General features: G+C 68.1%; 20 protein-coding genes and 1 tRNA gene. 8 read left to right on the forward strand and 13 right to left on the reverse strand.

The annotated features are described in order from the left end of the window. Window positions 1-153: 153 nt before the first annotated feature. The 9 genes from ftsH to tolQ all read right to left on the reverse strand — a co-directional run bounded on the left by ftsH (window position 154) and on the right by tolQ (window position 10,409). Window positions 154-2,079 carry an ATP-dependent zinc metalloprotease FtsH gene (ftsH, locus tag BUF17_RS06055; protein WP_073626593.1) on the reverse strand — a complete coding sequence of 642 codons (1,926 nt, stop codon included), beginning with the start codon at window positions 2,077-2,079 and terminating at the stop codon, window positions 154-156. A gap of 140 nt (window positions 2,080-2,219) precedes the next feature. Beyond that, entirely contained in the window at window positions 2,220-3,644 is a 1,425-nt protein-coding gene (gene tilS / locus BUF17_RS06060; RefSeq protein ID WP_139282435.1) for a tRNA lysidine(34) synthetase TilS, read from the reverse strand. Between the two features lie 5 nt (window positions 3,645-3,649). Further along, entirely contained in the window at window positions 3,650-4,780 is a 1,131-nt protein-coding gene (gene ybgF / locus BUF17_RS06065; protein ID WP_073626597.1) for a tol-pal system protein YbgF, read from the reverse strand. 379 nt (window positions 4,781-5,159) lie between these two features. Next, window positions 5,160-5,804 (reverse strand): LysE family translocator, encoded by a 645-nt coding sequence (locus BUF17_RS06070; RefSeq protein ID WP_073626599.1) that lies wholly within the window; start codon window positions 5,802-5,804, stop codon window positions 5,160-5,162. A gap of 191 nt (window positions 5,805-5,995) precedes the next feature. Further along, the gene (gene pal / locus BUF17_RS06075) at window positions 5,996-6,487 is read right to left on the reverse strand and encodes a peptidoglycan-associated lipoprotein Pal (protein ID WP_073626601.1); all 492 of its coding nucleotides are present in this window, start codon (window positions 6,485-6,487) and stop codon (window positions 5,996-5,998) included. Window positions 6,488-6,644: 157 nt separating this feature from the next. Further along, window positions 6,645-8,051, reverse strand: a complete 1,407-nt coding sequence (gene tolB, locus BUF17_RS06080) for a Tol-Pal system beta propeller repeat protein TolB (protein ID WP_084564238.1) — start codon at window positions 8,049-8,051, stop codon at window positions 6,645-6,647. A 116-nt stretch (window positions 8,052-8,167) separates the two neighbouring features. Beyond that, window positions 8,168-9,238: a TonB C-terminal domain-containing protein gene (locus BUF17_RS06085; RefSeq protein WP_073626603.1), complete on the reverse strand. Its 1,071-nt coding sequence runs from the start codon at window positions 9,236-9,238 to the stop codon at window positions 8,168-8,170. 3 nt (window positions 9,239-9,241) lie between these two features. Continuing rightward, complete coding sequence (tolR, locus tag BUF17_RS06090; protein WP_073626605.1) at window positions 9,242-9,694, reverse strand: protein TolR; 453 nt, start codon at window positions 9,692-9,694, stop codon at window positions 9,242-9,244. Window position 9,695: 1 nt separating this feature from the next. Then, on the reverse strand, window positions 9,696-10,409 hold the full coding sequence (gene tolQ, locus BUF17_RS06095; protein ID WP_073627200.1) for a protein TolQ: 714 nt from the start codon (window positions 10,407-10,409) through the stop codon (window positions 9,696-9,698). A 337-nt stretch (window positions 10,410-10,746) separates the two neighbouring features. Here tolQ and BUF17_RS06100 point away from each other — a divergent pair, with 337 nt between their 5' ends. Next, window positions 10,747-11,814, forward strand: a complete 1,068-nt coding sequence (locus BUF17_RS06100; RefSeq protein WP_073626607.1) for an acyltransferase family protein — start codon at window positions 10,747-10,749, stop codon at window positions 11,812-11,814. Here BUF17_RS06100 and BUF17_RS06105 read toward each other — a convergent pair. Further along, window positions 11,811-12,344: a YbgC/FadM family acyl-CoA thioesterase gene (locus BUF17_RS06105; protein ID WP_084564140.1), complete on the reverse strand. Its 534-nt coding sequence runs from the start codon at window positions 12,342-12,344 to the stop codon at window positions 11,811-11,813. The two genes, BUF17_RS06100 and BUF17_RS06105, sit on opposite strands and share 4 nt — an antisense overlap. Before the next feature lie 185 nt (window positions 12,345-12,529). On the opposite strand from BUF17_RS06105, the gene BUF17_RS06110 reads away from it, so the two are divergent. From BUF17_RS06110 to BUF17_RS06140, 7 genes are all read left to right on the forward strand, one after another. Next, a complete protein-coding gene (locus tag BUF17_RS06110) occupies window positions 12,530-13,636 on the forward strand; it encodes a CobW family GTP-binding protein (RefSeq protein ID WP_073626609.1) in 1,107 nt (368 codons plus the stop codon). An 8-nt stretch (window positions 13,637-13,644) separates the two neighbouring features. Continuing rightward, a complete protein-coding gene (locus tag BUF17_RS06115) occupies window positions 13,645-14,625 on the forward strand; it encodes a WD40 repeat domain-containing protein (RefSeq protein ID WP_073626611.1) in 981 nt (326 codons plus the stop codon). Between the two features lie 201 nt (window positions 14,626-14,826). Then, window positions 14,827-15,357 carry a DUF2937 family protein gene (locus BUF17_RS06120; protein ID WP_073626613.1) on the forward strand — a complete coding sequence of 177 codons (531 nt, stop codon included), beginning with the start codon at window positions 14,827-14,829 and terminating at the stop codon, window positions 15,355-15,357. Window positions 15,358-15,547: 190 nt separating this feature from the next. Then, window positions 15,548-15,623: transfer RNA gene (locus BUF17_RS06125), tRNA-Phe, on the forward strand. 121 nt (window positions 15,624-15,744) lie between these two features. Then, a complete protein-coding gene (locus tag BUF17_RS06130) occupies window positions 15,745-16,317 on the forward strand; it encodes a GNAT family N-acetyltransferase (protein WP_073626615.1) in 573 nt (190 codons plus the stop codon). A gap of 240 nt (window positions 16,318-16,557) precedes the next feature. Further along, a complete protein-coding gene (locus tag BUF17_RS06135) occupies window positions 16,558-17,007 on the forward strand; it encodes an RrF2 family transcriptional regulator (RefSeq protein WP_073627204.1) in 450 nt (149 codons plus the stop codon). 68 nt (window positions 17,008-17,075) lie between these two features. Then, window positions 17,076-18,593 (forward strand): alpha/beta hydrolase, encoded by a 1,518-nt coding sequence (locus tag BUF17_RS06140; protein ID WP_073626617.1) that lies wholly within the window; start codon window positions 17,076-17,078, stop codon window positions 18,591-18,593. A 135-nt stretch (window positions 18,594-18,728) separates the two neighbouring features. Here the strand turns inward: BUF17_RS06140 and BUF17_RS06145 are convergent, their stop codons facing one another. The 3 genes from BUF17_RS06145 to ligA form a co-directional block, all read right to left on the reverse strand. Beyond that, the gene (locus BUF17_RS06145) at window positions 18,729-19,775 is read right to left on the reverse strand and encodes an AI-2E family transporter (RefSeq protein ID WP_073626619.1); all 1,047 of its coding nucleotides are present in this window, start codon (window positions 19,773-19,775) and stop codon (window positions 18,729-18,731) included. Window positions 19,776-20,052: 277 nt separating this feature from the next. Further along, a complete protein-coding gene (locus BUF17_RS06150) occupies window positions 20,053-20,697 on the reverse strand; it encodes a hypothetical protein (protein ID WP_073626622.1) in 645 nt (214 codons plus the stop codon). 217 nt (window positions 20,698-20,914) lie between these two features. After that, a complete protein-coding gene (ligA, locus tag BUF17_RS06155; RefSeq protein ID WP_073626624.1) occupies window positions 20,915-23,035 on the reverse strand; it encodes an NAD-dependent DNA ligase LigA in 2,121 nt (706 codons plus the stop codon). Between the last annotated feature and the right edge of the window lie 6 nt (window positions 23,036-23,041).

Here is a 23,041-nt window from a genome sequence, read left to right on the forward strand (position 1 = left end):
GCCACCTCCCCTTCGGCACGCGCCCGATTTTAAAGAAAAAGCTGTCCGATTTCTCGGGCCGGGACAACAAGAAAGGCAAGGACAACAAAAAAGCCGGCCCGAGGGGGGCCGGCTTCTTTCGTCTGTCTCATGCGCCACGAACGACGCGGGAAGTCAGGCCTGAGGCTGCGGGTGCATGTCGCCCGTACCGTCGCCCTTGGGGCTCGGCTTCGGCCCGCCGGCCGTCGGCACCGCCGACTGGCGGGGCGGCGACGGCTCGTCGCCGCTGTCGCGCACCGGCGGGATGCCGTTCAGCAGGTTGCGGATCTCGTCGCCCGAGAGCGTCTCGTATTCGAGCAGCCCCTGGGCGAGCGTCTCCAGCTCGTGACCGTTCTCGGTCAGGATGCGGAACGCCTCGGCGTGGCCCTCCTCGACAAGGCGGCGCACTTCGGCGTCGATCTTACGGGCTGTCTCCTCGGAAACGTTCTGCTGCTTGCCCATGGACATGCCCAGGAACACCTCGTCCTGGTTGTCACCGTAGGCGACCGTGCCGAGATCGTCCGAGAAGCCCCAGCGGGTCACCATGGCGCGCGCCAGCTTGGTGGCCTGCTCGATGTCGGACGCCGCGCCGGACGTCACCTTGTCCTTGCCGAAGATCAGCTGCTCGGCCACGCGGCCGCCCATGAGGATGGCGAGGCGCGACGTCATCTGCTCGTAGGACATGGAGAGCTTGTCGCGCTCCGGCAGCTGCATGACCATGCCGAGGGCGCGGCCGCGCGGAATGATGGTCGCCTTGTGCACGGGGTCCGTCGCCGGAACGTGCAGCGCGACGATGGCATGGCCGCCCTCGTGATAGGCCGTGAGGCGCTTCTCGCCTTCGGTCATCACCAGCGTGCGGCGCTCCGCGCCCATCATCACCTTGTCCTTCGCGTCCTCGAACTCCGCCATCGTCACCAGGCGCTTGCCACGGCGGGCCGCCATCAGCGCCGCCTCGTTGACGAGGTTCATGAGATCGGCGCCCGAGAAGCCCGGAGTGCCGCGCGCGAGGGTCTTGAGGTTCACGTCGGGCGCCAGCGGCACCTTGCGGGCGTGCACCTTCAGAATGCGCTCGCGGCCGACGACATCGGGATTCGGCACGACGATCTGGCGATCGAAGCGGCCGGGACGCAGCAGCGCCGGGTCGAGAACGTCCGGCCGGTTGGTCGCGGCGATCAGGATGATGCCTTCGTTGGCTTCGAAGCCGTCCATCTCCACGAGGAGCTGGTTGAGAGTCTGCTCGCGCTCGTCGTTGCCGCCGCCGAGGCCGGCACCGCGATGGCGGCCGACCGCGTCGATTTCGTCGATGAAGATGATGCAGGGCGCGTTCTTCTTCGCCTGCTCGAACATGTCGCGCACGCGGCTGGCACCGACGCCGACGAACATTTCGACGAAATCGGAACCCGAGATGGTGAAGAACGGAACATTGGCCTCGCCGGCGATGGCGCGCGCCAGGAGCGTCTTGCCGGTACCGGGCGGGCCGACCAGCAGCACGCCGCGCGGGATGCGGCCACCGAGACGCTGGAACTTCTGCGGGTCGCGCAGGAAGTCCACGATCTCCTGCAGATCCTCCTTGGCCTCGTCGACACCGGCGACGTCGTCGAACGTAACGCGGCCGTGGGCCTCGGTCAGGAGCTTGGCCTTCGACTTGCCGAAGCCCATGGCCTTGCCGCCCGAGCCCTGCATCTGGCGCATCACGAACAGCCAGATGCCGAGGATCAGCAGCATCGGGAACCACGAGATCAGCGCACCGATGAGCGAGAAGTTCTCGCCGGCGGGCTTCGCCGTGATGGTCACGCCCTTGGCTTCGAGCTTGTCGATGTAGCTGGCGTCACGCGGTGCGAAGGTCTGGAAAGAGCCGCCGCGCGCGTATGTGCCCGAGATCTGCTGGTCGACGATCGTCACGGATTTCACAGAGCCGTCGTCGACGTCGCTCAGGAACTGCGAGAACGGAACATCCGTCGAGGCGGCACGATTGCCGGGGCTCTGGAAAAGCTGGAACAGCGCGATCAGCAGGAGACCGATGATCACCCACAGCGCGAAGTTCCGAAAAGTGTTGTTCATGACCGACCCTTCGCCGCGGGTGCATCCCCCGCTTGTCTCCCGAAACATAGGTGCGACGGCAGGCAATGCCAAGCCCGGTAAAAGGACCGATTCGACGCCTATCCCGGCCAGAATGTACCGGTCTTTGCCGGAAGGCCCGCCTATCGCCCGCGCGCTCCGGCGTGTCGCGGCCACGGCCCGAAACCGATGAGGTCGGCCCAGGCCGGCGCCGAATAGAAGTTCAGCGCCGGCACGGCCACCAGTGTCCCCTCCGCCCATGCGGCGGGAACGGTCGCCAGGGCGGACGCCGGAGGCAGATCACCATCGCGGGTGACGCCCGCCTTCGCCTTGATCCCGGTCAGTTTGCGGCCGCCGGGACCGAGCGGAGCCACGACAATGTGATGCGGAGCGTGAGACGCAAGCGACACGCTCACGCGACCGTCCCACATCGACGTCTCACCGGGCGCGAGCGCGAGGCTCGGCAGACCGTCCCGCCCGGCCTCGCGATGGATCCACAGGCGCGTCCCACGACGGATGATGGCGGTGCCGCCGAGCGTGCGCGCGGGCGGGCGTCCCCCACCATCGGGGAGCGGCGCCGTGACCGCCCGGAACGCGGCCTCGAGCCGTTCGAGACGCGGGCCGTACCAGCCGCCGCCGACATCGGAGATGACGCGCGAGAACAACCGGAGCGCGACCTCCTCATGCGCCTGTGAGAGCGCCACCAGATCGATGGCGGCGAAGCCTCCCGGGTGGCGCTCCACGGTGCGGGTGGCGAGATCCGCGACGAGATCGTCGATGACGGACTGCGCGCGGGCGAGCCGGGCGGCAGTCGCCGAGAGCCGGCCGGCGGTCAGGCCCTCCGCGGCCAGAAGCGGCATCAGCCTGCGAAGCCGCACGCGTGCGAAGGCCGGGTTCTCGTTCGACGGATCGTCGCTCCACGCGATGCCGGCGGCACGAAGCGTCGCCCGCAGACGCTCCCGGTCGATGCCGAGCAGCGGGCGGACGAGCACGCACTCGTCGAGCTGGCGCTCCGGCCGCATCGCGGACAGCCCGGCAAGCCCGCTGCCGCGCCCGAGCCGCATCAGAAAAGTCTCGGCCTGGTCGTCGAGCGTGTGGGCGGTGACGATCGCCGTGGCGCCGCAGTGCCGCGCCGCCTCGAGCAGCAGGGCATAGCGGGCATCGCGCGCCGCTGCCTGAAGGTCCGATGTCGGTTTCTCGCCCTGCCAGACGAGAATGCGGTGGGGCAGGTCGAAGCGGCCCACTAGTTCGCCGACGGCTTTCGCCTCATCGGCCGAACCCGGCCGGAGGGCATGGTCGACCGTCGCAACGACGGCGGCGGGAACGGGCGGGGCTGCAGGAACGGGACGCGCCGTGTCGTCCGGCATCCAGGCGCGGAGACTGCGCCAGCGGGCGAACAGGAAGGCGAGGGCTGTTGAATCGGAGCCACCGGACACCGCGAGCAGCACGCTTCGATGGGCGCTCAGCGGGGCAAAAAGGGCGTCGAGTTCATCGTCGCGGACGGGAGCCGGAGCTCCGGACGCAGAGGCGGCGGACGTGCCGGCCGCGGATTGTTCCGTCTCTGGCACGGCCGTCAGCAGCCGGCGGTCTTCTGCTCCGCGCGGACGCGATCACGCAGCGCGGCGGACGCGGAGGTATAGCGCGTCAAGAGTTCCTTGTAGGAGGCGCAGGCGGCGCTCTTCTCGCCCATGCCGTTCAGCGACAGGCCGAGCTTGAACAGGCTGTCGGGCGCCTTGCGGCTTTCGGGATGCTGGGTGTAGCCCTCGAGGAAGGCCGTCGCGGCGTCGCGATAGTTGCCGCGCGAATAGAGGCTCTCGCCCAGCCAATATTGCGCGTCCGGTTCCAGCTTGTCGCCGGGATAGGACGCGAGGAAGCGGCGGAACGCCGATTCCGCCTGAACGTAATCGCCCCGCATCACATAGCCGTAGGCTTCGTCATAGGCAGTGCGCGGCGTCGCCGGCGCCGAAGACGGGCCCGGCACGGCCGCCACCTGGGTGCCGGCGGGCGGCGTGTATGTCGGCGAGCCGACGCCAGGAACGTCCGAGGCCGGCAAGGTGCCGAGATTCGTGGGCGGTGCCGCCGCGACGGCGCCCGTGTCGGGCAGCCCCGCGGTTGAAGCCGGGTCTGCCGGCGGGGCGCCCGCGGCGGCATCGGCCGAGGGGTCGTTCGCCCGGATCAACGCCGTCAGGTCCAGGGGGCCGCTGCCCGGCACCGCCGGCGCCGCGGCGGTATTGCCGGCGGGCTCGGCAGCCGGGAAGGTGCCGACCGGACCGGCTCCGCCCGGTGTGGGCGGAGCGGCTTCGGGCTGGGCGGAGAACCCGTCCGCCGGCAGCGCGGCGACATCGGTGCCGGCGCCGCCCGCAGGCGGGGCGCCCTCAAGCGAGGATTTTTTCATCGGCTTGGCGGGCGTACCACCCTTGCCGCCTTCGAGCTGCTGGAAGCGGAACTCGTTGAGCTCCTGCATCTGCTGGATCTGCTGCTGCAGCTGCATGATCTGATGATTGAGCTGCTCGATCTGGCCGTTCAGCGCGCGCATCTGGCTCTCGGTCGTATCGAGCCGGACCGACATGTTGCTGAGCTGGTTCGCCGTGTTGTTGTTTCCGAACAGCTGCGCCGAAGCGCCACCGGCCGAAAGGAACAGCCCGGCCGCCGCGAGGATAGCCGCAGCCGAACGGCGATACGCCGCCCGCCGAGTCGAACGCACGGTCGCCCTTTCCGCGAGGACGCCTCCAGGCCGGGCACCCCCCTGCTCGCCCGCAGGCCCCCGCCCGGGCAGAGCCGCCGCCCGCATTCCGCCAAATACCGCCACCATTGCCTCGCTACCCCTTGGACCCCTGTCCGGTTGAATGAACGACCTGATCGGGCAACGGTCCGGCATTTTAATCAAGAGCGATTTGTGTCGCCGCGGCGCAGCGTCCGGCGCGTCGGCAGAAGAGCCCGAGCCTTCAGGCGCTCAAGCCTTCGGGCCCCCGTTCGTTCGCCAATCACAGTCCATGTCGCAGCCGATGTCGCAGCCGATGGACCGTTAAGGCTTCATCAATCGAATCGGACTTGGTCCAAAGTTTGTTCGGACGCGGGACCGCTCAGCCCTGGGAGGCGCGAAGACCGACGGTCGCGACGCCGGCACCGATGAGAAGGCCGCCGCCGACCTTGTTGACGAGACTGAGGACGCCGGGCCGCCGGATCGCGCGGCGCGCCCGCGAGGCGAGCAGCGCGTAGCCGATCACGTTGGCAAAGGCGAGCACAATGAAGGTGGCGCCGAACACCAGCATCTGGGGCAGGAACGGTGCGGAGCGGTCGAGAAACTGGGGCAGGAACGCGACGAAGAAGATGATGCCCTTCGGGTTGAGCGCGGTGACCAGCCAGGCGTGGGCCAGCATCCGCAGCGCGCCCGACCGATCGGTGCGCGGGGTTGCATCCGCCAAGCCGCCGGCCCGCCAAAGCTTGATGCCGAGCCACACGAGATAGGCGGCGCCGATCCACTTGACGGCGGTGAAGACGGTCGCCGAGGCAGCGAGGACGGCACCGAGACCAGCGAGCGACAGAGTCATGGCCGTGAAATCGCCGAGCGCGACGCCGATCGCCATCGGCAGGGCGGTACGCCAGCCCTGCCCGAGGGCGTAGGAGACCACGAGCAGGACGGTCGGACCGGGGATCAGGACGAGCACGGCCGACGCGCCGGCGAAGGCGACCCAGGACGTCCAGGCAACCGGAAAGAACTCAAGCATCGCAAGCTCCCTGCCTCATCAGGCTCGCACGCAGAGACAGCGGCAGGAGCCTAAGGCGGAGCATAGCCGGTTCCGCCGGTACCGGAAACAGAACGGGCCGCCGGCCGGTATCCGGCGCGGCAGCCCGCTGGAAGTATGCACAGCAAGCCGCGCGGCTCGTTACCGATCCGCAGCGGCCTGCACAGCCGCGATCAGCTGCCGGCGCCGTTCAGCACCGTCACAGCACGGCGGTTCTGCGACCAGCACGACTCGTCGTCGCACACCGCGACCGGGCGTTCCTTGCCGTAGGAGATCGTCCGCATCCGGTTGGCCGCAACGCCGCGGCTGGCGAGGTAATTGCGGGTGTTGGTGGCGCGGCGGGCACCGAGCGCGAGGTTGTATTCGCGGGTGCCGCGCTCGTCGGCATGGCCTTCGATCGTCACCGTGTACTGGGTGTAACGGTTCAACCACTGCGCCTGACGGTCGAGCGTGGCGCGGGCGGCGTCGGACAGGTCGGTCTGGTCGACGAGGAAGAACACGCGGTCGCCGACATTGACGACGAAGTCCTGCGGCGACCCGGGGGTCGCGGTGCCGGCGCTGGTCACGGACTGCTGGTTCTTGTCGGCGCAGGCCGCGACGGCGAGAACGCCGGCAAAGGCAGCGGCGAACTTGAAGGCGCGGGCGTGCGCCAGGGTGGCGATCATGTCAGGGTCACTCCTCAGAATGCCGGGGGCCGGCAGCGCACTGTCCAACAACCGGAAACAAGCCGCGCGTCTCGATGGTTAATCCGTGAGAAGCCGGCCCGGGTCAAGACGGCAGCGGCCGAAAGCGGCGGCCGCTGCGCAAAAGGGTTCGAGCGTGTCAATCGAGCGACGGTGACCACGCCGGATCGGAGGCGAAACCGGGCGTCGGCACGCGCTGCTCCATGCGGCCGGTGACGTCGACGGACCAGAGCTGCGGCCCGCCATTGGCACCACCGGTGTCGCGGAAGAACATCAGCACACGGCCGTTCGGCGCCCAGGTCGGCCCCTCGTTGTGGAAGCTCGACGACAGGATGCGCTCGCCGGAACCGTCCGGCTTCATCACGCCGATCTGGAACTGGCCGGCGGTCTGCTTGGTGAAGGCGATCAGATCGCCGCGCGGCGACCAGACCGGCGTCGAATAGCTGCCGTCGCCGAACGAGATGCGGTTTCCGCCGCCGCCGCTGGCCGGCATCACATAGAGCTGCGGCTTGCCGCCACGGTCGGACGCGAACACGATCTGCGATCCGTCCGGCGAGTAGCTCGGGCTGGTGTCGATGGCCGGTGTGCTGGTCAGGCGCGTGGTGGCGCGGCTGCGCAGATCCATCACGTACAGGTTGGCGTTGCCTTCCTGCTGCAGGCTCATGATGACCTTGCTGCCGTCGGGCGAGAACCGCGGGGCGAACGTCATGCCCGGGAAGTTGCCGAGGATGGAGCGCTGGCCGGTTTCCAGGTTCAGCAGATAGACCTGCGGGTCCGCCTTGCCGTAGCTCATGTAGGTGAGCTCCTGGTTGGTCGGCGAGAACCGCGGCGTCAGCACCAGACTGGCACCATCGGTCAGATAGCGCACGTTGGCGCCATCCTGATCCATGATGGCGAGGCGCTTGACGCGGTTGATCTTCGGTCCGGTCTCGGACACGAAAGCGACGCGGGTGTCGAAGTAGCCCTTCTCGCCGGTCAGCCGCTGATAGATGGCATCGGCGATGATGTGGCCGAGGCGGCGCCAGTTGGCGGCCGTCGTGGTGAACTGCTGGCCGGCCATCTGTTCGCCGGCGAACACGTCCCACAGACGGAAGTTGGCCTGGAGATTGCCGCCGACTGTCTCGACCGATCCGACGACGAGCGCCTGGGCGTTGATCGCCCGCCAGTCCGCGAATTGCGGCGCAGCATTGGGATCGGAAATCTTCTGGATGTACGAGGCCGGGTCGACCGGACGGAACAGGCCTGTGCGGGCGAGATCGTTGCTGATGACGGCGGTGATCTGCGCGCCGATATCGCCCTGGCTCAGGAAGTTCGGCAGCGCGATCGGCAGCGGCTCGACGGTGCCCTGCGTCACGTCGATCTCGACCAGCGCCGATGCCGGCTGCGCAAAGCCGAGCGCGAGCGCGGCCGTGGCGGCGGCAACCACGGCGAACCGCCGGGCGGCGCGCAGTGCTTCCAGCCCCACGCCGGCAAAAGCGGTTCCGGGTCCGGCCCGTCGAAGCCCTTCGGCGGAGCGCGGCAACACCGCCGCGAGATGAGTGGTCATGGTGAAGCTGTCCCCGAGAAGTTTGCGCATCGAACGTTCAAGCTGTTGAGGCCCTCCCCGCGCCGGCACGGCCCGCGGCAGGGAGGAGCGAATGGGTCACGTGGCAGAAGGTCGGATCAGCCCCCGATCATCTCCCGCGGATCGAAATTCACGATGACATCCTTCCAGGTGTCGTATTTCTCCAGCGGCAGCTTGTAGGGCTGGCACTTCAGCACCGCAACGCGGGCGCTCAGCACCGCCGACTGGAACGCCGGATTGCCGCTCGAGTTCACGACCTTCGGCGTGCCGAGGAGCGTTCCATCGGGGTTCAGGTGGATTTCCAGCCGCACCACGAGATCGTTCGCATCCATCACGCCACCCTCGAAGCGCCAGCACTGGGCGATCTGGCCGCGCAGGGCGTCGAGTTCGGTCTGGCTCAGCTTGCCGCTGCCCTTGCCCTTCGGGGCGCCGAGCGCGACGGGGTCCTTCGCCGATGCCGTGCCGCCGCCCGAGGGCGCAGCCTTGTTCAGAAGCGCGGCGATGTTATCCGAGAAGTTCTTGGTCTCGGCCTTGTCCGGCTTCTGCGTCGTATCGGTCTTCTTGGCGTCGGACTTGGGCGTCGGTTTCGGCGGCGTCGGCTTGGCCTGCGGCACGACGGGCTTCGGCGGCGCGGGCGTGGCGTTCGCCTGCTGCTGGGCGTCCTGCGGCGTTTCCTGAGGCGCGGGATCGGGCGTCGGCTCGGGCGGGGCCGGATCCGGTGTTTCGGCGGGCGGCGGCGGAGGCTCGGCGGCGGGCTTCGCCGCGGCCTGCTGCTCGGCCGGCGGCGGAGGCGGCGGCGTGGGATCGGTAACCGGCGCGGGATCGGGCGACGGCGGCGGCGGCGGTGCCTCGGTCGCCGGCGTCACGGCGCGCTCGGCCGGCTTCGGCGTCGGGGGCGCATCGAGCGTCTTGGTCGCGTCGCCGACATCCTCGCCGGGACGGTCCTTGTGCGCGGTCTCGACAGGCGATGCCTGCGCGGCATCGGTCTTCGGCGCGCTCTTGGAGCCCTTGTGGATGTTGGTGACATCGGAGATCGGCACGAGATCGACCGGCAGCGCGTCGACCGGCGCGGACGGCAGCGCATCGGGCGACGGCAACGCCACCGTCAGCCATACCAGGATGGCGACGTGCGCAACGGTCGAAATGGTGGCTCCGGGATCGAGACGCATCGATCAGCCGCCCTGCTCCTCCAAGGTCACGAGACCGATGCGGCGGAAGCCCGCCGCACTCAGCCGTCCCATCACCTGCATGATGGTGCCGTAGTCAGAGCTCTTGTCGCCGCGCACGAAGATGCGCTCGTCGTAGCCCTGCGTGGCGATGGCCTGCAGCTTAGGAACCAGTTCTTCCGCCGTGATCGGCGTGTCCTGGAGGAATATCTCGCCGTCCGGCTTGATCGAGACGGTGATCGGTTCCTGATCGTCCTGCATCGGCTTGGCACGCGATTGCGGCAGATCGATGGGAACGCCGACCGTCAGCAGCGGCGCGGACACCATGAAGACGATAAGCAGCACCAGCATCACGTCGACGAGCGGCGTGACGTTGATCTCGCTCATCACCCGGCGGCGATACCGACGGCGACGCCGTCCCCCGCCACCGCCGCCGCCCATGTCGACACCGGCACCCATGTCACATCCGCTCGTCGATCTGCCGCGACAGGATGGCCGCGAACTCGTCGGCGAAGCCTTCCATGCGGCCGCCGAGTTCGCCGACTTCCGCCGAGAGCTTGTTGTAGGCGATGACCGCCGGGATGGCGGCGACGAGGCCGAGCGCGGTCGCGAACAGCGCCTCCGCGATGCCGGGCGCCACCACCGCGAGGTTGGTGTTCTTGGAAGCGGCGATCGCCTGGAACGACGTCATGATGCCCCAAACCGTGCCGAACAGACCGATGAACGGCCCGGCCGAACCGACGGTCGCGAGCACGAGCAGCCGCCTTTCCAGCCGCTCCATCTCCCGCGCGATGGAGACGTTCATGACGCGGTCGATGCGCTGGGTGAGCGAGGCGAGCGCCGGACGCTGGCCTTCATGGCTCCGCTTCCACTCGCGCATCGCGGCGACGAACAGCGCGCCGAGGCCGGCATTCGCCCGGCCGGAGAGGCTGCGATAAAGTTCTTCAAGCGATTGGCCGGACCAGAACGCCTCTTCGAACATGTTCATCTGCCGCCGCGTGCGGGTGATGAGCAGTTGCTTGTCGATGATGATCGCCCAGCACCAGATGGAGGCGAACAGCAGGCCCAGCATCACGACTTTCACGATGATGTGGGCCTGGAGGAACAGACCGATCAGCGAAATATCGCCGGTCGGAGCGGCGAGCGCTTCGCTGGCCACGTCAGCGGGATTCATGGTCTGATCGACCTCGTGATGGTGGTCGTGAACAAGAACGAGTGTGGTGGGCGGCGACCCCGAACGGTCTTCGGCACCGTTTCGGACCTGACCCGCCGCGTCGGCACCCTGACGCGGCACGAGTCGGATCCGCGCCTAAAGAATCGAGGTCTGTGTTTCCCGTCAATCGTGTCGAAAATTGGATCTTGCGTCGAAATCGCATGTGCAATGGGCGCCTGTGCTTCCGATGCCACTGCCGGCGACCCGAACGCAGTGTTTCCTTGCGGCTCCGCTGCATTTCACCGTAGATGGCGAATCACGACCGCCCCGCCGCGGCGATTCATGCAGGGCCACGGCTATGCTCGTTTCGATCCAGATTCTCCGGGCGATCGCCGCGTTGCTCATCGTCGTGCTGCACGCCTACATCTCGGTCGTGAACCGCACCGGCGTCGTCGATCCGGCCTATCCGCGCATCGAATATGGCGGTTTCGGCGTCGACATCTTCTTCGTCATCTCCGGCTTCATCATGGTGGTGTCGTCGCAGCGCATGTTCGAGCGACCGGGAGCGATCGGGGACTTCCTCGCCCGCCGCCTGATGCGCATCGTGCCGCTCTACTGGACCGCCACTTTGGCTTTCGCAGCCGCCATTCTGGCGTTCTCGCGCAGCACAGAGCTGGTGACGTGGTCGAGCCTCGCCCATTCCCTGCTGTTCGTTCCCCAGGACGGCACCCTCGGGCCGATCATCACCGTCGGCTGGACGCTGAACTACGAGATGCTGTTCTACGTCCTGTTCGCCTGCGCGCTGGTGCTGCCGCGCCTCTATGCGGTGAGCGCCGTCACGGCGTTGCTCGTCGCCCTCGTCGTCCTCGACCGGGCGGTCTCGCTGCCGCCGCCGTTCTCGACCTGGTTCGAGCCCATCGTACTGGAATTCGCGTTCGGCATGTGGATCGCGCTGATGTGGCGCCACGGGGTGAAACTCGGCCGCCTGCCGCGGATCGCGCTCGTGGCCGCGTCCTTCGTCGCGGCGGGCCTGCTGTCGTGGCAGGTGACGCCGACCGGCGCGGAGCGGGTGCTGCACTGGGGCATCCCGGCCGCGATCCTGGTCGCGGCGGCCGTGCTGGGACCGCCCATCGAGGCGAAGGGGAGCGTGACCCGCCTGTTCGTCTATCTCGGCAACGCCTCATACTCGCTCTACATCACGCACCTGTTCGCCATCCTCGCGGTGCGCGCGATGGTGATGCGCATCCCCGGCTTCGAGGCGCTTGTGCCGGACTGGCTCTATGGCGTGCTCATCGTCGTGGGCAGCGTGGCCGGCTCGCTCGTCGTCTACGAGGCGTTCGAGAAGCCGGTCCACAACCGGCTGATGCGCTGGTGGAAGCAGCGACCCGCAGGACGCGAGGCGGCGCTCGGCGGCGTGCGCGACTAAGGCGCCTCCGGCGGTGCACCGGCACCGCCGAGGCGGGATCTCAGCGCCGCAGGAAGCCGCCGCGGCTTGCCCTCGGGACTGATGACGACGACGGTCACCTCGGCCTCGACCAGAACGCGGCCCGCTCCACCGCCGGCGCCCTCCCCGACGACGATTCTCTGGGCGAGCACGAGCCGGGCACCGCCCACGGACCTGAATGCCGTCTCGACCACGACCACGTCGTCGATCCGCGCCGGAGCAAGGAAATCGAGCGTCATGGCCCGCACGGCGAACGCCAGCGGCTCGCCGTGCCGCCCATCCGCGAGTTCTCGATGGCCGATGCCCATGAGGCGCAGGAAGTCGGTCCGTCCCCGCTCCAGGAACCGCAGATAGCTCGCGTGGTAGACGATGCCGGAAAAGTCGGTGTCCTCGTAATAGATGCGCACCGGCAGCCGGTGACCGCCGGCGGCAAGGCTGCCCGCGATGCCGTACCCGGCCCCCGGTCCGTGACCGGCATGCGGATCGCGATCGGGACCGGACTGCTCTGTCATGGTGTACTCCGCCGGCGTCCGCGCGAGGGCGGGGGGACATTATGAGGCACCGGCATCTTCCCCCGCCGCCTCGCAAAGACTATTTGAGATGCCCATACGGGATGCGGCCCGCCCCTGCCAGGCTCGAATCCCCCGCGACATCGTCCGAACGTTTACGACTTCGTTCGCATCCAAGGAACGACCCCATGTCGAACGCCTCCACGTCGAACGCCACCGTGTCGGCCTCCGCTCCCGATGCCCGCATCCCGGTGACCGTGCTGACCGGCTTCCTCGGCGCCGGCAAGACCACGCTCCTGAACCGCATTCTCACCGAGGACCATGGCAAGCGCTACGCGGTCATCGTCAACGAGTTCGGTGAGATCGGCATCGATGCGGACCTGCTCGTCGACACCGACGAGGAAGTGTTCGAGATGAACAACGGGTGCATCTGTTGCACCGTTCGCGGCGACCTCATCCGCACCGTCGAGAACCTCCTGAAGCGCCGCGGCGCGTTCGACGCCATTCTGGTGGAGACGACCGGCCTCGCCGACCCGGCCCCTGTCGCGCAGACTTTCTTCATGGACGACACCGTTCGCGCCGCCGCCGCGCTCGATTCGGTCGTCGCCGTCGCGGATGCCAAGCACCTCGCGCTGCGCCTCGCCGACACCGCCGAAGCCGCAGGGCAGATCGCGTTCGCGGACATCGTCGTCCTCAACAAGTCCGACCTCGTCACGCCGGAAGAACTCGCGGCGATCGAGGCCCGCATCCGCGCCATCAACCCGTTCGCGACCATCCACCGGACGGAACGCTGCGCGCTGCCGCTCAGTGCGGTGCTCGACCGCGGCTCGTTCGACCTCGACCGCATCCTGAGCCTCGATCCGCATTTCCTGGAAGAGGCCGGGCACGACCACGATCACACCTGCGGTCCCGATTGCGACCACGACCATCATCACCACGATCATGATCATGATCATGATCATGATCACCATCATCACCACCACGACCATGTCGAGGCGGCGGGCATCTCGAGCGTTTCGCTTTCGGCCGGCGATCTCGACGTGACCACGTTCTTCCCGTGGATCCAGAAGGTGACCCAGGAGCAGGGGCCGAACATCCTGCGTCTCAAGGGCATCCTGTCGTTCTCCGGCGACCCGCAGCGCTACGTCATCCAGGGCGTCCACATGATCATCGAGGGCGACCACCAGCGTCAGTGGGCACCCGGCGAAAAGCGCCAAAGCCGCCTCGTGTTCATCGGCCGCGATCTTGATCGGGCCAAGCTCGAAGCCGGCTTCGCCGCCTGCTCCGCCGCCTGAGGATCGCCGTGCCGTCGCTCAGCCCCCTCGCCTTCGACGCCTACGTCGTCACCACCGCCTTCCTGGGCAACACGCCCGCCTTCGCCCTTGGCGACGGCACGGTTCGGCTCGCCTCGGGCGGTGAGCCAATCGCCGTTACCGCCCATAACGGGGGCCTGCTTGCCGCCGTGACCGACCTTGAAGGCCGTGCGCTCGTCACCGGCGGCGACGATGGGCGCGTCGTGCGCATCGCGGCTGACGGAAAGGCCGAGACCGTGGCGACGCGCGACCGCAAGTGGATCGACCGCCTTGCGGCCGGGCCGGGCGGCGCCGTCGCCTTCGCATCCGGCCGGACGGCATGGGTGAAGCTGGCAGACGGCAGCGAACGCGCCTTCGAGCATCCTCGCGCGGTCGGCGGCCTCGCCTTCGCCCCCAAGGGCCTGCGCCTCGCCGTCGCGCGCTATGACGGCGTGACGCTCTGGTGGGCGGCCACCGACGCACCGTCGCAGTCTCTCGAATGGAAGGGCATGCATACCGGCGCGACCTTCTCGCCGGACGGCCGCTATCTCGTCACCACGATGCAGGAAAACGCCCTGCACGGCTGGCGGCTCGCCGACGGCAAGCACATGCGCATGACCGGCTATCCGACCAAGGTGCGCTCGATCTCCTGGTCGGCGAAGGGCCGGTTTCTCGCGACCGCCGGCGCCAATGCCGCGGTGCTCTGGCCGTTCCACTTCAAGGACGGCCCGATGGGCAAGCCGCCGGCGGAACTGGGCTTCCGGCAGGACGGCGTCGCCACGGCCGTCGCCTGCCATCCAAGCGACGATGTCACGGCCATCGGCTATTCCGATGGTGCCATTCTGGCCGCGCGCATGTCGGACGGCGCCTCGGTGATGCTGCGCCCGGCAGACGGCACCACCGTGTCTGCGCTCGCCTGGAGCCGCGACGGACTGAACCTCGCCTTCGGAACAGAGACGGGCGCAGCCGGGATCATCGATATCGGCGGCTGACTGGAACTGTTGAGCCCGGATCTGCGGGCATCGCCGTTGTCCGCATGGCGAGATCTCCCGGACAACATCTGCCGGGCATGCGTCCTTGCTCTCGCGCGGGCTGCGGGTGAACATCCCTGATGCGGGGGGATCGGTCCCGTGAGCCGCGGGTTGTTCCTTCCCGCAGCCTCGGCCCGAGCGAGCGCGAGAGGAGGAAGACGGATGGCCTCGTTCAAGACCGTCAGGCGCACCGGAGCGATCGCGGTCGCCGGCGCTGTCGGCATCGTGTTCTCGCAAGCCCCGGAATTCGGCCAGCAATATCGCCAGCGGCTCGGCGGCGCATTGGCCGAGCTCAAGACCGTGGTCGCCGATTTCGATGCCGACGCCAAGCGCAACGACCTCGACCGCAAGCAGGCGCTCGACCAGATGCGGATCAGTTCGGATCTGTTCATCCAGGACAGGGCGGCGAGCATGGAGCGCACCATCCACCGCTACGACGATCTTTCCGCGCAGGACCAGGCCTATCGCACCTCCGGCCCGTTCGGGCGCGTTGCCGCCATCGCGACCCACTACGACCCGGCGCTCGTCGACGGCACGCTCGACGATTTCGAGCCGGCCGTTCCCGTGACGATCGAAGGCTTCGTCGCGGCGGGCGCCGGCTTCTTCCTCGCGCTCATCGCCATGGCTCTCGGCGGGCGGGCGTGCTCCGGCGTGTTTCGCCGTGTCCGCGGCGGCCGGCCGCGCTACGGCTGATCACGCTCTTGCGGCCGCCGCGTTGCGTCGCGTTTTCGCCAGCATTTCCAGCGTTCTTCGGCCATCGGTGCCGCCGCCGCGATCGTTACCCACAGCAACGAAGCAGAATGTTTCCTCGGTGCTGGACAGGCCGCGCCGAAGCCCTTATAAGCCGCTCGTCCGCTGCAGACGGCTTCCGCCTGTCGCGAGCGCCCAGGTAGCTCAGTTGGTAGAGCATGCGACTGAAAATCGCAGTGTCGGTGGTTCGATTCCGCCCCTGGGCACCACTTCCCTTTTGAAGATCATCATCCGCTCGTCTCCCGGCCGCCCCGATCTGCGGGCTTCGCGTCCGATCGCGCCTTTCTGTGCTAAGCGATCCCGTACGGCCGCACGCATTGGGATGTCGGCATGAACGACGATCAGATCATCGGGTCCACGTCCGTGCCGCCGGTGCTGGAGACCGAGAGACTGTTCCTCAGCGGCCACAGCGTACGCGATTTCGAACCGCTCGCCGCGATGTGGCAGGCCCCTGCGATCGTCGACAGCATCCTCGGCGGCAAGCCCGCGACACCGCGTGAATCCTGGCTGCGGTTGCTGCGATATCGCGGCCTGTGGCCGCTGCTCGGGTTCGGGTACTGGGCCGTTCGCGAAAAGGCATCCGGCCGCTATGCCGGCGATCTCGGCTTCGCCGACTTCCACCGCGACACGGAACCCTCGATCAAGGGCCTGCCCGAAGCCGGCTGGGCGCTTGCGCCATGGGCGCATGGGCAGGGCTACGCCACTGAAGCCCTCACGGCGGCGCTGACGTGGCTGGACGGGGAGCGGCGGTTCTCCCGCAGCGTCTGCCTGATCGATCCGGCCAACGCGCCTTCCATCCGCGTCGCCGAGAAGGCCGGCTTCCGCGACCGGCGTTCCGCCGTCATGGACGGCCGGGAGACACTGCTGTTCTCCCGCACCATCTCCTCCACAGCGGAGGCCTGAGCACGGACGAGTGGGCCCGGGAGGCGGCTGCGCCGGGCAACCGGGCGGGCCGCGAGGATCATTATTCTAGAAACGGCGCGGGAATTGATGATATCCGGTTGCCGAGGCCACCCGCGCCGCGTAGACCACGCCCGGCGGTACGCCGCCATGTTGCACTCCGGCGGCTGTTTTTCCTAAACTCGTGCAAGCGCTTCCCGCGGCCTGACGGGAATGGCCCGCCTCTGCGGACGGATCGGTTCGATGCTCAGCAACAAGGGAAAGTACGGTCTGAAGGCGCTGGTTCACCTGGCCGGCCTGCCGGCAGGGCAGACGGCGCTCGCCGCCCAGATCGCCGAGCAGAACAACATTTCCAAGAAGTTCCTCGACGCCATTCTCAACGACCTGCGCAATGCCGGACTGGTACGCAGCAAGAAGGGCCCCGGCGGCGGCTACGCGCTGGCGCGGCCGGCGGGCGAGATCATGGTCGGCCAGGCGATCCGCGTGCTCGACGGGCCGCTGGCGCCGATCGGCTGCGCCTCGCGCACGGCCTACCTGCCCTGCGACGACTGTGCCGACGTCTCGACCTGTTCCGTCCGGCTGATGATGCTGCAGGCCCGCGACGCCATGGCCGAGGTGCTCGACCGCGCTTCCATCGCCGACATGCGCGAGCAGGCGCAGACGGCCGGCCGGGCGATGGTCTACGATATCTGACCCGACCGTTCCGGCCGCGGCGCGGCGGGCAACCGCCTCTTTCGGCCCGCCTTCGGAGATGCCAGACGATGCCAGCGCGCCGGCGGCCGATGTTCAAGCGTCTCCTGACCGTCGCGAAACGGATCGGTCTGGTCGCGGCCGCGGTCCTCGTCACGCTCCTCGCCGTGCGCATATGGGATGTCGAGCGCGGCCCTCCGCTTGAGCCGTGGCACAGCTTCGTACCGCACGAACTCTCCGTGGCCGAGATGGACCACGGCGACTGGCAGACCTACCTCGCTGCGGAGGACAAGGCGTTCCAGAGCGTGCGGACGCAGGTCACGGAGAAGCTCGACACCGAGGACCGCACGCCGATCAACCGCTATTTCAGCGGCAGCCGTATCTACCCGCCCGGCTTCGCGAAGGACTGGAACCGCTCCTATGAGATGATGCCGTCCGGAGCGGTGCGCGGAGCCGTGGTGCTGCTCCATGGCCTGACGGATTCGCCCTACAGCCTGCGCCATGTCGCCGATCTCTATGCGGCACGGGGTTTCGTCGCGGTGGGCGTGCGCCTACCGGGGCACGGCACCGTACCGGGAGGCCTCACCGAGGGCACGTGGCAGGACTGGATGGCCGCGACCCGCCTCGCCATGCGCGAGGCCCGGCGGCTGGCGGGGCCGGACGGCCCGATCCATATCGTCGGCTATTCGAACGGCGGTGCGCTCGCTCTGCTCTATACCCTCGACAGCCTCGACGACAGCGCTTTGCCGCGGCCGGCGAAGGTTGTTCTGCTGTCACCCATGGTCGGCGTCACGGAATTCGCCCGTTTCGCCGGGCTCGCGGCCCTTCCGGCGGTGCTGCCTGCCTTCGCCAAGGCGGCATGGCTCAACATCCTGCCCGAGTTCAACCCGTTCAAGTACAACTCCTTCCCGGTGAACGCCGCGCGGCAATCCTACCTGCTGACGCAGGCCGTGCAGGAGGCCATCGCCAGCCACGCCGGCGACGACAGCCTGAAGGAGTTCCCACCGGTCCAGACGTTTCTCTCCGTCCTCGACACCACGGTCAGCACGGCAGCGGTCGTGGACGCGCTCCACGCCGTGCTGGCCGAGGCGCGCAGCGAACTCGTGCTGTTCGACATCAACCGTAATGCCGACGTCGATTCGCTCGCCATGTTTCGCCCGAGCACGCTCGCTGCCTTGTCGGACCTGCTGCCCCCCGCGCCGCGGCCGTTCCGGTCGATCGTCGTCACCAACCGGAACCGCGCGACGCCGGACATGGAGGCACTCGTCACAGAAGCCGGGGCGACGGGCACGACCGCGATTCCTCTGCCGCTCACCTATCCCCACGACGTCTATTCGCTATCCCACATCGCCGTGCCGTTTCCGTTGTCGGATGGGCTCTACGGCCTCGATCCGGCCGAGACGCCTGCGGAGGACTTCGGCATCTCGCTCGGCACGCTCTCCTCCCGCGGGGAAAGCCGGGCGCTGGTGGTCGGCATGGACTTCATCATGCGGATGCAGTCGAACCCGTTCTTCCCGTACATGGCGGAGCGGATCGCGGCGGATCTGCCGCCGCCCGAGGCTCCCGCGTCCGCAGCCAGCCCGGACTAGAGCGCTTTCCGATCTGATGGAATCATCAGACCGACAAGAAATCGCTCCAGATTCAAAAGCTTGAGCATATCCTTGTCGTTCAGATCGATCCGATCTGAACGGGATATGCTCTAAGATCGGCCACGCCCGAAAGGATCACGCCGCATCCGGCCTCGTGTCTTCACGCGGTTGGCCGGAGAGCAGGTCCGCGACCCAGCGCAGCGACGGCGCGTGAGCGCACAGCGTGAGCGCGGCGATGAGGAACGGCACGGCCAGCAGGATGCCGGCAATGCCCCAGAGGAAGCCCCAGAGGAAGATTGCAAGCAGCACCATCACGGGCGAGATCGCCAGCGCCTTGCCGGCGATGCGCGGCTCCAGATAGCTGCCCGAGACGAACTGGATGACGTTGAGGCTGAGGAACACGAACAGCGCCATCCGCCAGGATTCGAGCTGGATCAGCGCGAACAGCGTGGGCAGCAAGGTGGCGACGAACGGGCCGATGAACGGGATGTAGTTCATCGCGAACGCAATCACCCCCCATGCGAGCGCAAGTTCCAGCCCGGAGGCGAGCGTGAACGCCCAGACGACGGCGCCGGTGGCGAGGCTGACGACGGAACGCACGAGCATGTGCGTCTGCATCTTGCCGGCCATGTCGGCCCCTGCTTCGATGAGGAAACGGCCGGCATCGTACCGGCGCAAGGCGGCGAGCTGGCTGCGGAAGACACCGACTTCGAGAAGCCCGAGGATCATGAAAAGGAACATGACCACGAGGAAGCTGCTGAGGCTCTGGAGCAGCCCGGAGACTTCCTGAAACACTCTGAGCAGCCAGCGGACGTCGAAATTCTCAGTGATCAGGCCGGCCATCACGAAGCCATGCGCCTCGAACCACGCGTCGGCCTGGGCATAGAGCGCCTGGAAACGACCGATATTGGCAAGAAGCCACGCGCCGACGCGGCGGAAGCTCCAGACCACCAGGCTCAGCATCGCTCCGACGACCGCGAGCGAGACAAGGACGGTCACGACCGCCGCGAACCCCGTCGACATCCAACGCTGCAGCCGGCGCTGCACCGGCCAGACCACGGCGACGAGATAGAACGCGAACGCGACCGGAGCGAGGAACGACCGGGTGAGAAACAGGCAGGCGCCGATCATGATGGCGGCGATGATGCCGATCATCACCTTGGTCGAGACATCCGTCGACATGCGCCCTCCCCGGCAGGGTCCGTCTCACGAGACCCCGCTCGGGTCCCTAACCGGCACGACGGCAGCGCAGGGGCGGCACGCCCGCCCGAATCGCCCCTGCCCCGAGACCTCTCGGACGACCATGCGGCATCGCTGAGCCAATCGTAAGCGCCTGCATGCCGCACGCCTGCGAACGCGCGCGAATTCAGGCCGACGCGGGGCCTGCGCGGACGACGGGCACGGACGCCCACTGCTTATGTCGGCGGGGAAGCCTGGAGGTCATGACAGGCCGCCGATCTCAGCCGTCGGCGGACAGGAGCGAGGAGAGCGACCAGGGCGCGACGTCCGAGATGCGCTCGATATCGTCCACCCGCCACTTGCCGTCGGTCTTGATCATGATGAAGACGATCTCGCTCGGCATGCCGTTGACGCTGAAGGTGGCGGACGACATCGCCGTGCCGCCGACCTCGACCGGCTGACTCAGGGCGAAGTTCGACAGGTCGTCGTCGAAGCCGTCGATGACCGGATCGAAGCCGAGCCGGCCCAGCACGCCGCCCTCGGCGGCTCCGCCGCGGTCGAGAGCCTCGATCAGCTTCAGAAGCCGTGGTGTGAAATAGGCCTTCCGACGGCTCGCATCGAAAGCGGAAACGGCCGGACTATCCGGCGAGCCGTCGAGATAGGGTTCGTAGATGGCTGCGAGCAGGTCGCCAGGCGTGTCGTTGACATAGTCGGCCGGGGCCTTCGCCGGCTTTGGGGCTGCCGGGTTCGCCGGAGCCGGGGCGGCAGCGGGCGGCGTCGCGGCAGGGGCCGGTGCGCCGGACGCCGGCGCGGGGGCGGCATCCCCGGCAAGAGCTGCAAACGGCGTTGTGCCGGCGAGCGCGGCGGCCAGCAGCAGGACACCGACGCCGGGCAGGCGGCGAACGTTGCGATGTGAGAGCGTCATATGTTCCATTCCGAACCAGTCCCCTACCCCGGAAGCCGCCGGTGCGAGCGCGGCGCCGCCGCCGATCGGAGGCGCCCGAACGTTCCGCCGCGAACTCTGCCACGCCAATCCGGGCAACGGCATGGCGCCGATGCAGCCTGACATCAGCAGTAAGGCCGCAGGGCGCCCTTTCAAGCCGGACCGGCGAAGCGCGCCGTCCCGCGCCGCAGCCGGCCGATCAGCCCCTCTCGGCCATTGCGACCCAGCTGTCCTCGTCGATCACCTCGATGCCGAGTTCGGCGGCTTTCTTCAGCTTCGAACCCGCGCCCGGACCGGCGACCACCAGATCCGTCTTCGCCGAAACCGAGCCAGCGACCTTCGCCCCCATCGCCTCAGCGCGGGCCTTGGCCTCATCACGGGTCATGCGCTCCAGCGAGCCGGTGAACACCACGGTCTTTCCCGCGATTGGCGAATCGCCCACCGCGCGTGCTTCGGCCGCCTCGGGCTCGATCTGCGCCAGCAATGCCGCCAGCGCCTCGCGATTGTGGGCCTCGGCGAAGAAATCCACCACTGCCTGCGCGACCACCTCGCCAATGCCGTCGATGGTGTTGAGGTCCGCCCAGGCTTCCGAACCGTGGTCGGCCGCAGCCTCCATAGCGCTCTGGAACGCCGCCCAGGTGCCGTAGGCGCCGGCCAGCAGCTTCGCCGTGCTCTCGCCGACATGGCGAATGCCGAGAGCGAAGATCAGACGGTGGAGCGCGATCCTCCGGCGCGCCTCGATGGCCGCGAACAGGTTGCGGACCGAGGTCGGCCCGAAACCTTCGCGATCCTTGAGCTTCTTCAGCGAGACCGCATCGCGCGCCTCCAGCGTGAAGATGTCGGCCGGGCCGTTGATGAGGCCGTCGCGATGGAACGCCTCGATCTGCTTGTCGCCGAGGCCTTCGATATCGAAGGCATGCCGGGAGGCGAAGTGCTTCAGCCGCTCGACCGTCTGCGCCGCGCAGATCAGACCGCCGGTGCAGCGGCGCACCACGTCCTCGCGGCCGGTGCGTGGGTTGACCTCTCGCACCGCGTGGCTGCCGCACACCGGACACGTCGTCGGGAAGACGAACGGCACCGCGTCGGCCGGTCGCTTGTCGAGCACCGGCTGCACGATCTGCGGGATGACGTCGCCGGCGCGCTGAACCACCACCGTGTCGCCGACCCTCACATCCTTGCGGCGGATCTCATCCTCATTGTGCAGCGTGGCGTTGGAGACGACGACGCCGCCCACGGTCACCGGCCTGAGCTTGGCAACGGGCGTGAGCGCGCCGGTGCGGCCGACCTGGATTTCGATGCCTTCGAGCACGGTCGTCGCCTGCTCGGCGGGGAACTTGTGGGCGATGGCCCAGCGCGGGCTGCGGGACACGAAGCCGAGCCGCGCCTGAAGATCGAGACGGTCGACCTTGTAGACCACGCCGTCGATGTCATAGCCGAGGTTGGCGCGGTTCTCCTCAATCTCATGGTAGACGGCGAGGAGTTCGGCGACGGTCGAGCATCGCCGCATCCGCGGATTGACCTGGAAGCCCCACGCGCCGAAACGCTGCACCATGGCGAACTGGGTCGTCTCCGGCACCCGGCTCATCTCGCCCCAGGCATAGGCAAAGAACTTCAGGGGCCGCGAAGCCGTGATCGCCGGATCGAGCTGGCGCAGGGACCCGGCGGCGGCGTTGCGCGGATTGGCGAACACCTTGCCGCCGGCTCCGGCCATGCGCGCGTTCAGTGCCGCGAAAGCGGCATGGGCCATGTAGACCTCGCCGCGGACTTCCACGATGTCCGGCGCATCCTCCGGCAGGGTGTCCGGAATGTCGTCGATGGTGCGGGCATTGGCGGTGACGTTCTCGCCCGTGGTGCCGTCGCCGCGCGTCGCGGCGATCTCCAGCCTGCGATTCACGTAAGTCAGCGACAGCGAAAGCCCGTCGATCTTGGGTTCGGCGGTGACGATGAGTTCGTCCTCGGGCGCGAGCCTCAGGAAGCGACGCACGCGAGCCTCGAAATCGACCACGTCCTCATCGGCGAATGCATTGTCGAGCGACAGCATCGGGATGCGGTGCCGGACCTGGCCGAATTCCACCGCCGGCTCGGCACCGACCGTACGGCTCGGGCTTTCAGGCGTCGCGAGCGCCGGGAAGCGTCGTTCCAGCGCCAGCAGGCGCAGCCGAAGCGCGTCGTATTCCGCGTCGGAGACGGTCGGCGCGTCCTCGCGATAATAGGCGCGGTCGTGGCCGCGGATTTCCTCCGCCAGCGCGGCATGCTCGCGGCCGGCCTCGGCTTCGCTCAGCGCCTCGACGGCAGGCAGCGCGGAAGGGGTCGACGGCATGGATGT

Origin of the sequence: Pseudoxanthobacter soli DSM 19599, assembly GCF_900148505.1 — a bacterium.
Taxonomy (GTDB): Bacteria; Pseudomonadota; Alphaproteobacteria; order Rhizobiales; family Segnochrobactraceae; genus Pseudoxanthobacter; species Pseudoxanthobacter soli.

Coding starts and splice junctions, on each gene's coding strand:
- BUF17_RS06150 (WP_073626622.1), bottom strand. CDS start 20,697: ATGACGCTCTCACATCGCAACGTTCGCCGCCTGCCCGGCGTCGGTGTC.
- tolR (WP_073626605.1), bottom strand. CDS start 9,694: ATGGGTGCCGGTGTCGACATGGGCGGCGGCGGTGGCGGGGGACGGCGT.
- BUF17_RS06070 (WP_073626599.1), bottom strand. CDS start 5,804: ATGCTTGAGTTCTTTCCGGTTGCCTGGACGTCCTGGGTCGCCTTCGCC.
- BUF17_RS06100 (WP_073626607.1), top strand. CDS start 10,747: ATGCTCGTTTCGATCCAGATTCTCCGGGCGATCGCCGCGTTGCTCATC.
- BUF17_RS06140 (WP_073626617.1), top strand. CDS start 17,076: ATGCCAGCGCGCCGGCGGCCGATGTTCAAGCGTCTCCTGACCGTCGCG.
- BUF17_RS06085 (WP_073626603.1), bottom strand. CDS start 9,238: ATGCGTCTCGATCCCGGAGCCACCATTTCGACCGTTGCGCACGTCGCC.
- BUF17_RS06145 (WP_073626619.1), bottom strand. CDS start 19,775: ATGTCGACGGATGTCTCGACCAAGGTGATGATCGGCATCATCGCCGCC.
- ligA (WP_073626624.1), bottom strand. CDS start 23,035: ATGCCGTCGACCCCTTCCGCGCTGCCTGCCGTCGAGGCGCTGAGCGAA.
- BUF17_RS06105 (WP_084564140.1), bottom strand. CDS start 12,344: ATGACAGAGCAGTCCGGTCCCGATCGCGATCCGCATGCCGGTCACGGA.
- BUF17_RS06110 (WP_073626609.1), top strand. CDS start 12,530: ATGTCGAACGCCTCCACGTCGAACGCCACCGTGTCGGCCTCCGCTCCC.
- BUF17_RS06120 (WP_073626613.1), top strand. CDS start 14,827: ATGGCCTCGTTCAAGACCGTCAGGCGCACCGGAGCGATCGCGGTCGCC.
- ftsH (WP_073626593.1), bottom strand. CDS start 2,079: ATGAACAACACTTTTCGGAACTTCGCGCTGTGGGTGATCATCGGTCTC.
- pal (WP_073626601.1), bottom strand. CDS start 6,487: ATGATCGCCACCCTGGCGCACGCCCGCGCCTTCAAGTTCGCCGCTGCC.
- BUF17_RS06130 (WP_073626615.1), top strand. CDS start 15,745: ATGAACGACGATCAGATCATCGGGTCCACGTCCGTGCCGCCGGTGCTG.
- BUF17_RS06135 (WP_073627204.1), top strand. CDS start 16,558: ATGCTCAGCAACAAGGGAAAGTACGGTCTGAAGGCGCTGGTTCACCTG.
- tolB (WP_084564238.1), bottom strand. CDS start 8,051: ATGACCACTCATCTCGCGGCGGTGTTGCCGCGCTCCGCCGAAGGGCTT.
- tolQ (WP_073627200.1), bottom strand. CDS start 10,409: ATGAATCCCGCTGACGTGGCCAGCGAAGCGCTCGCCGCTCCGACCGGC.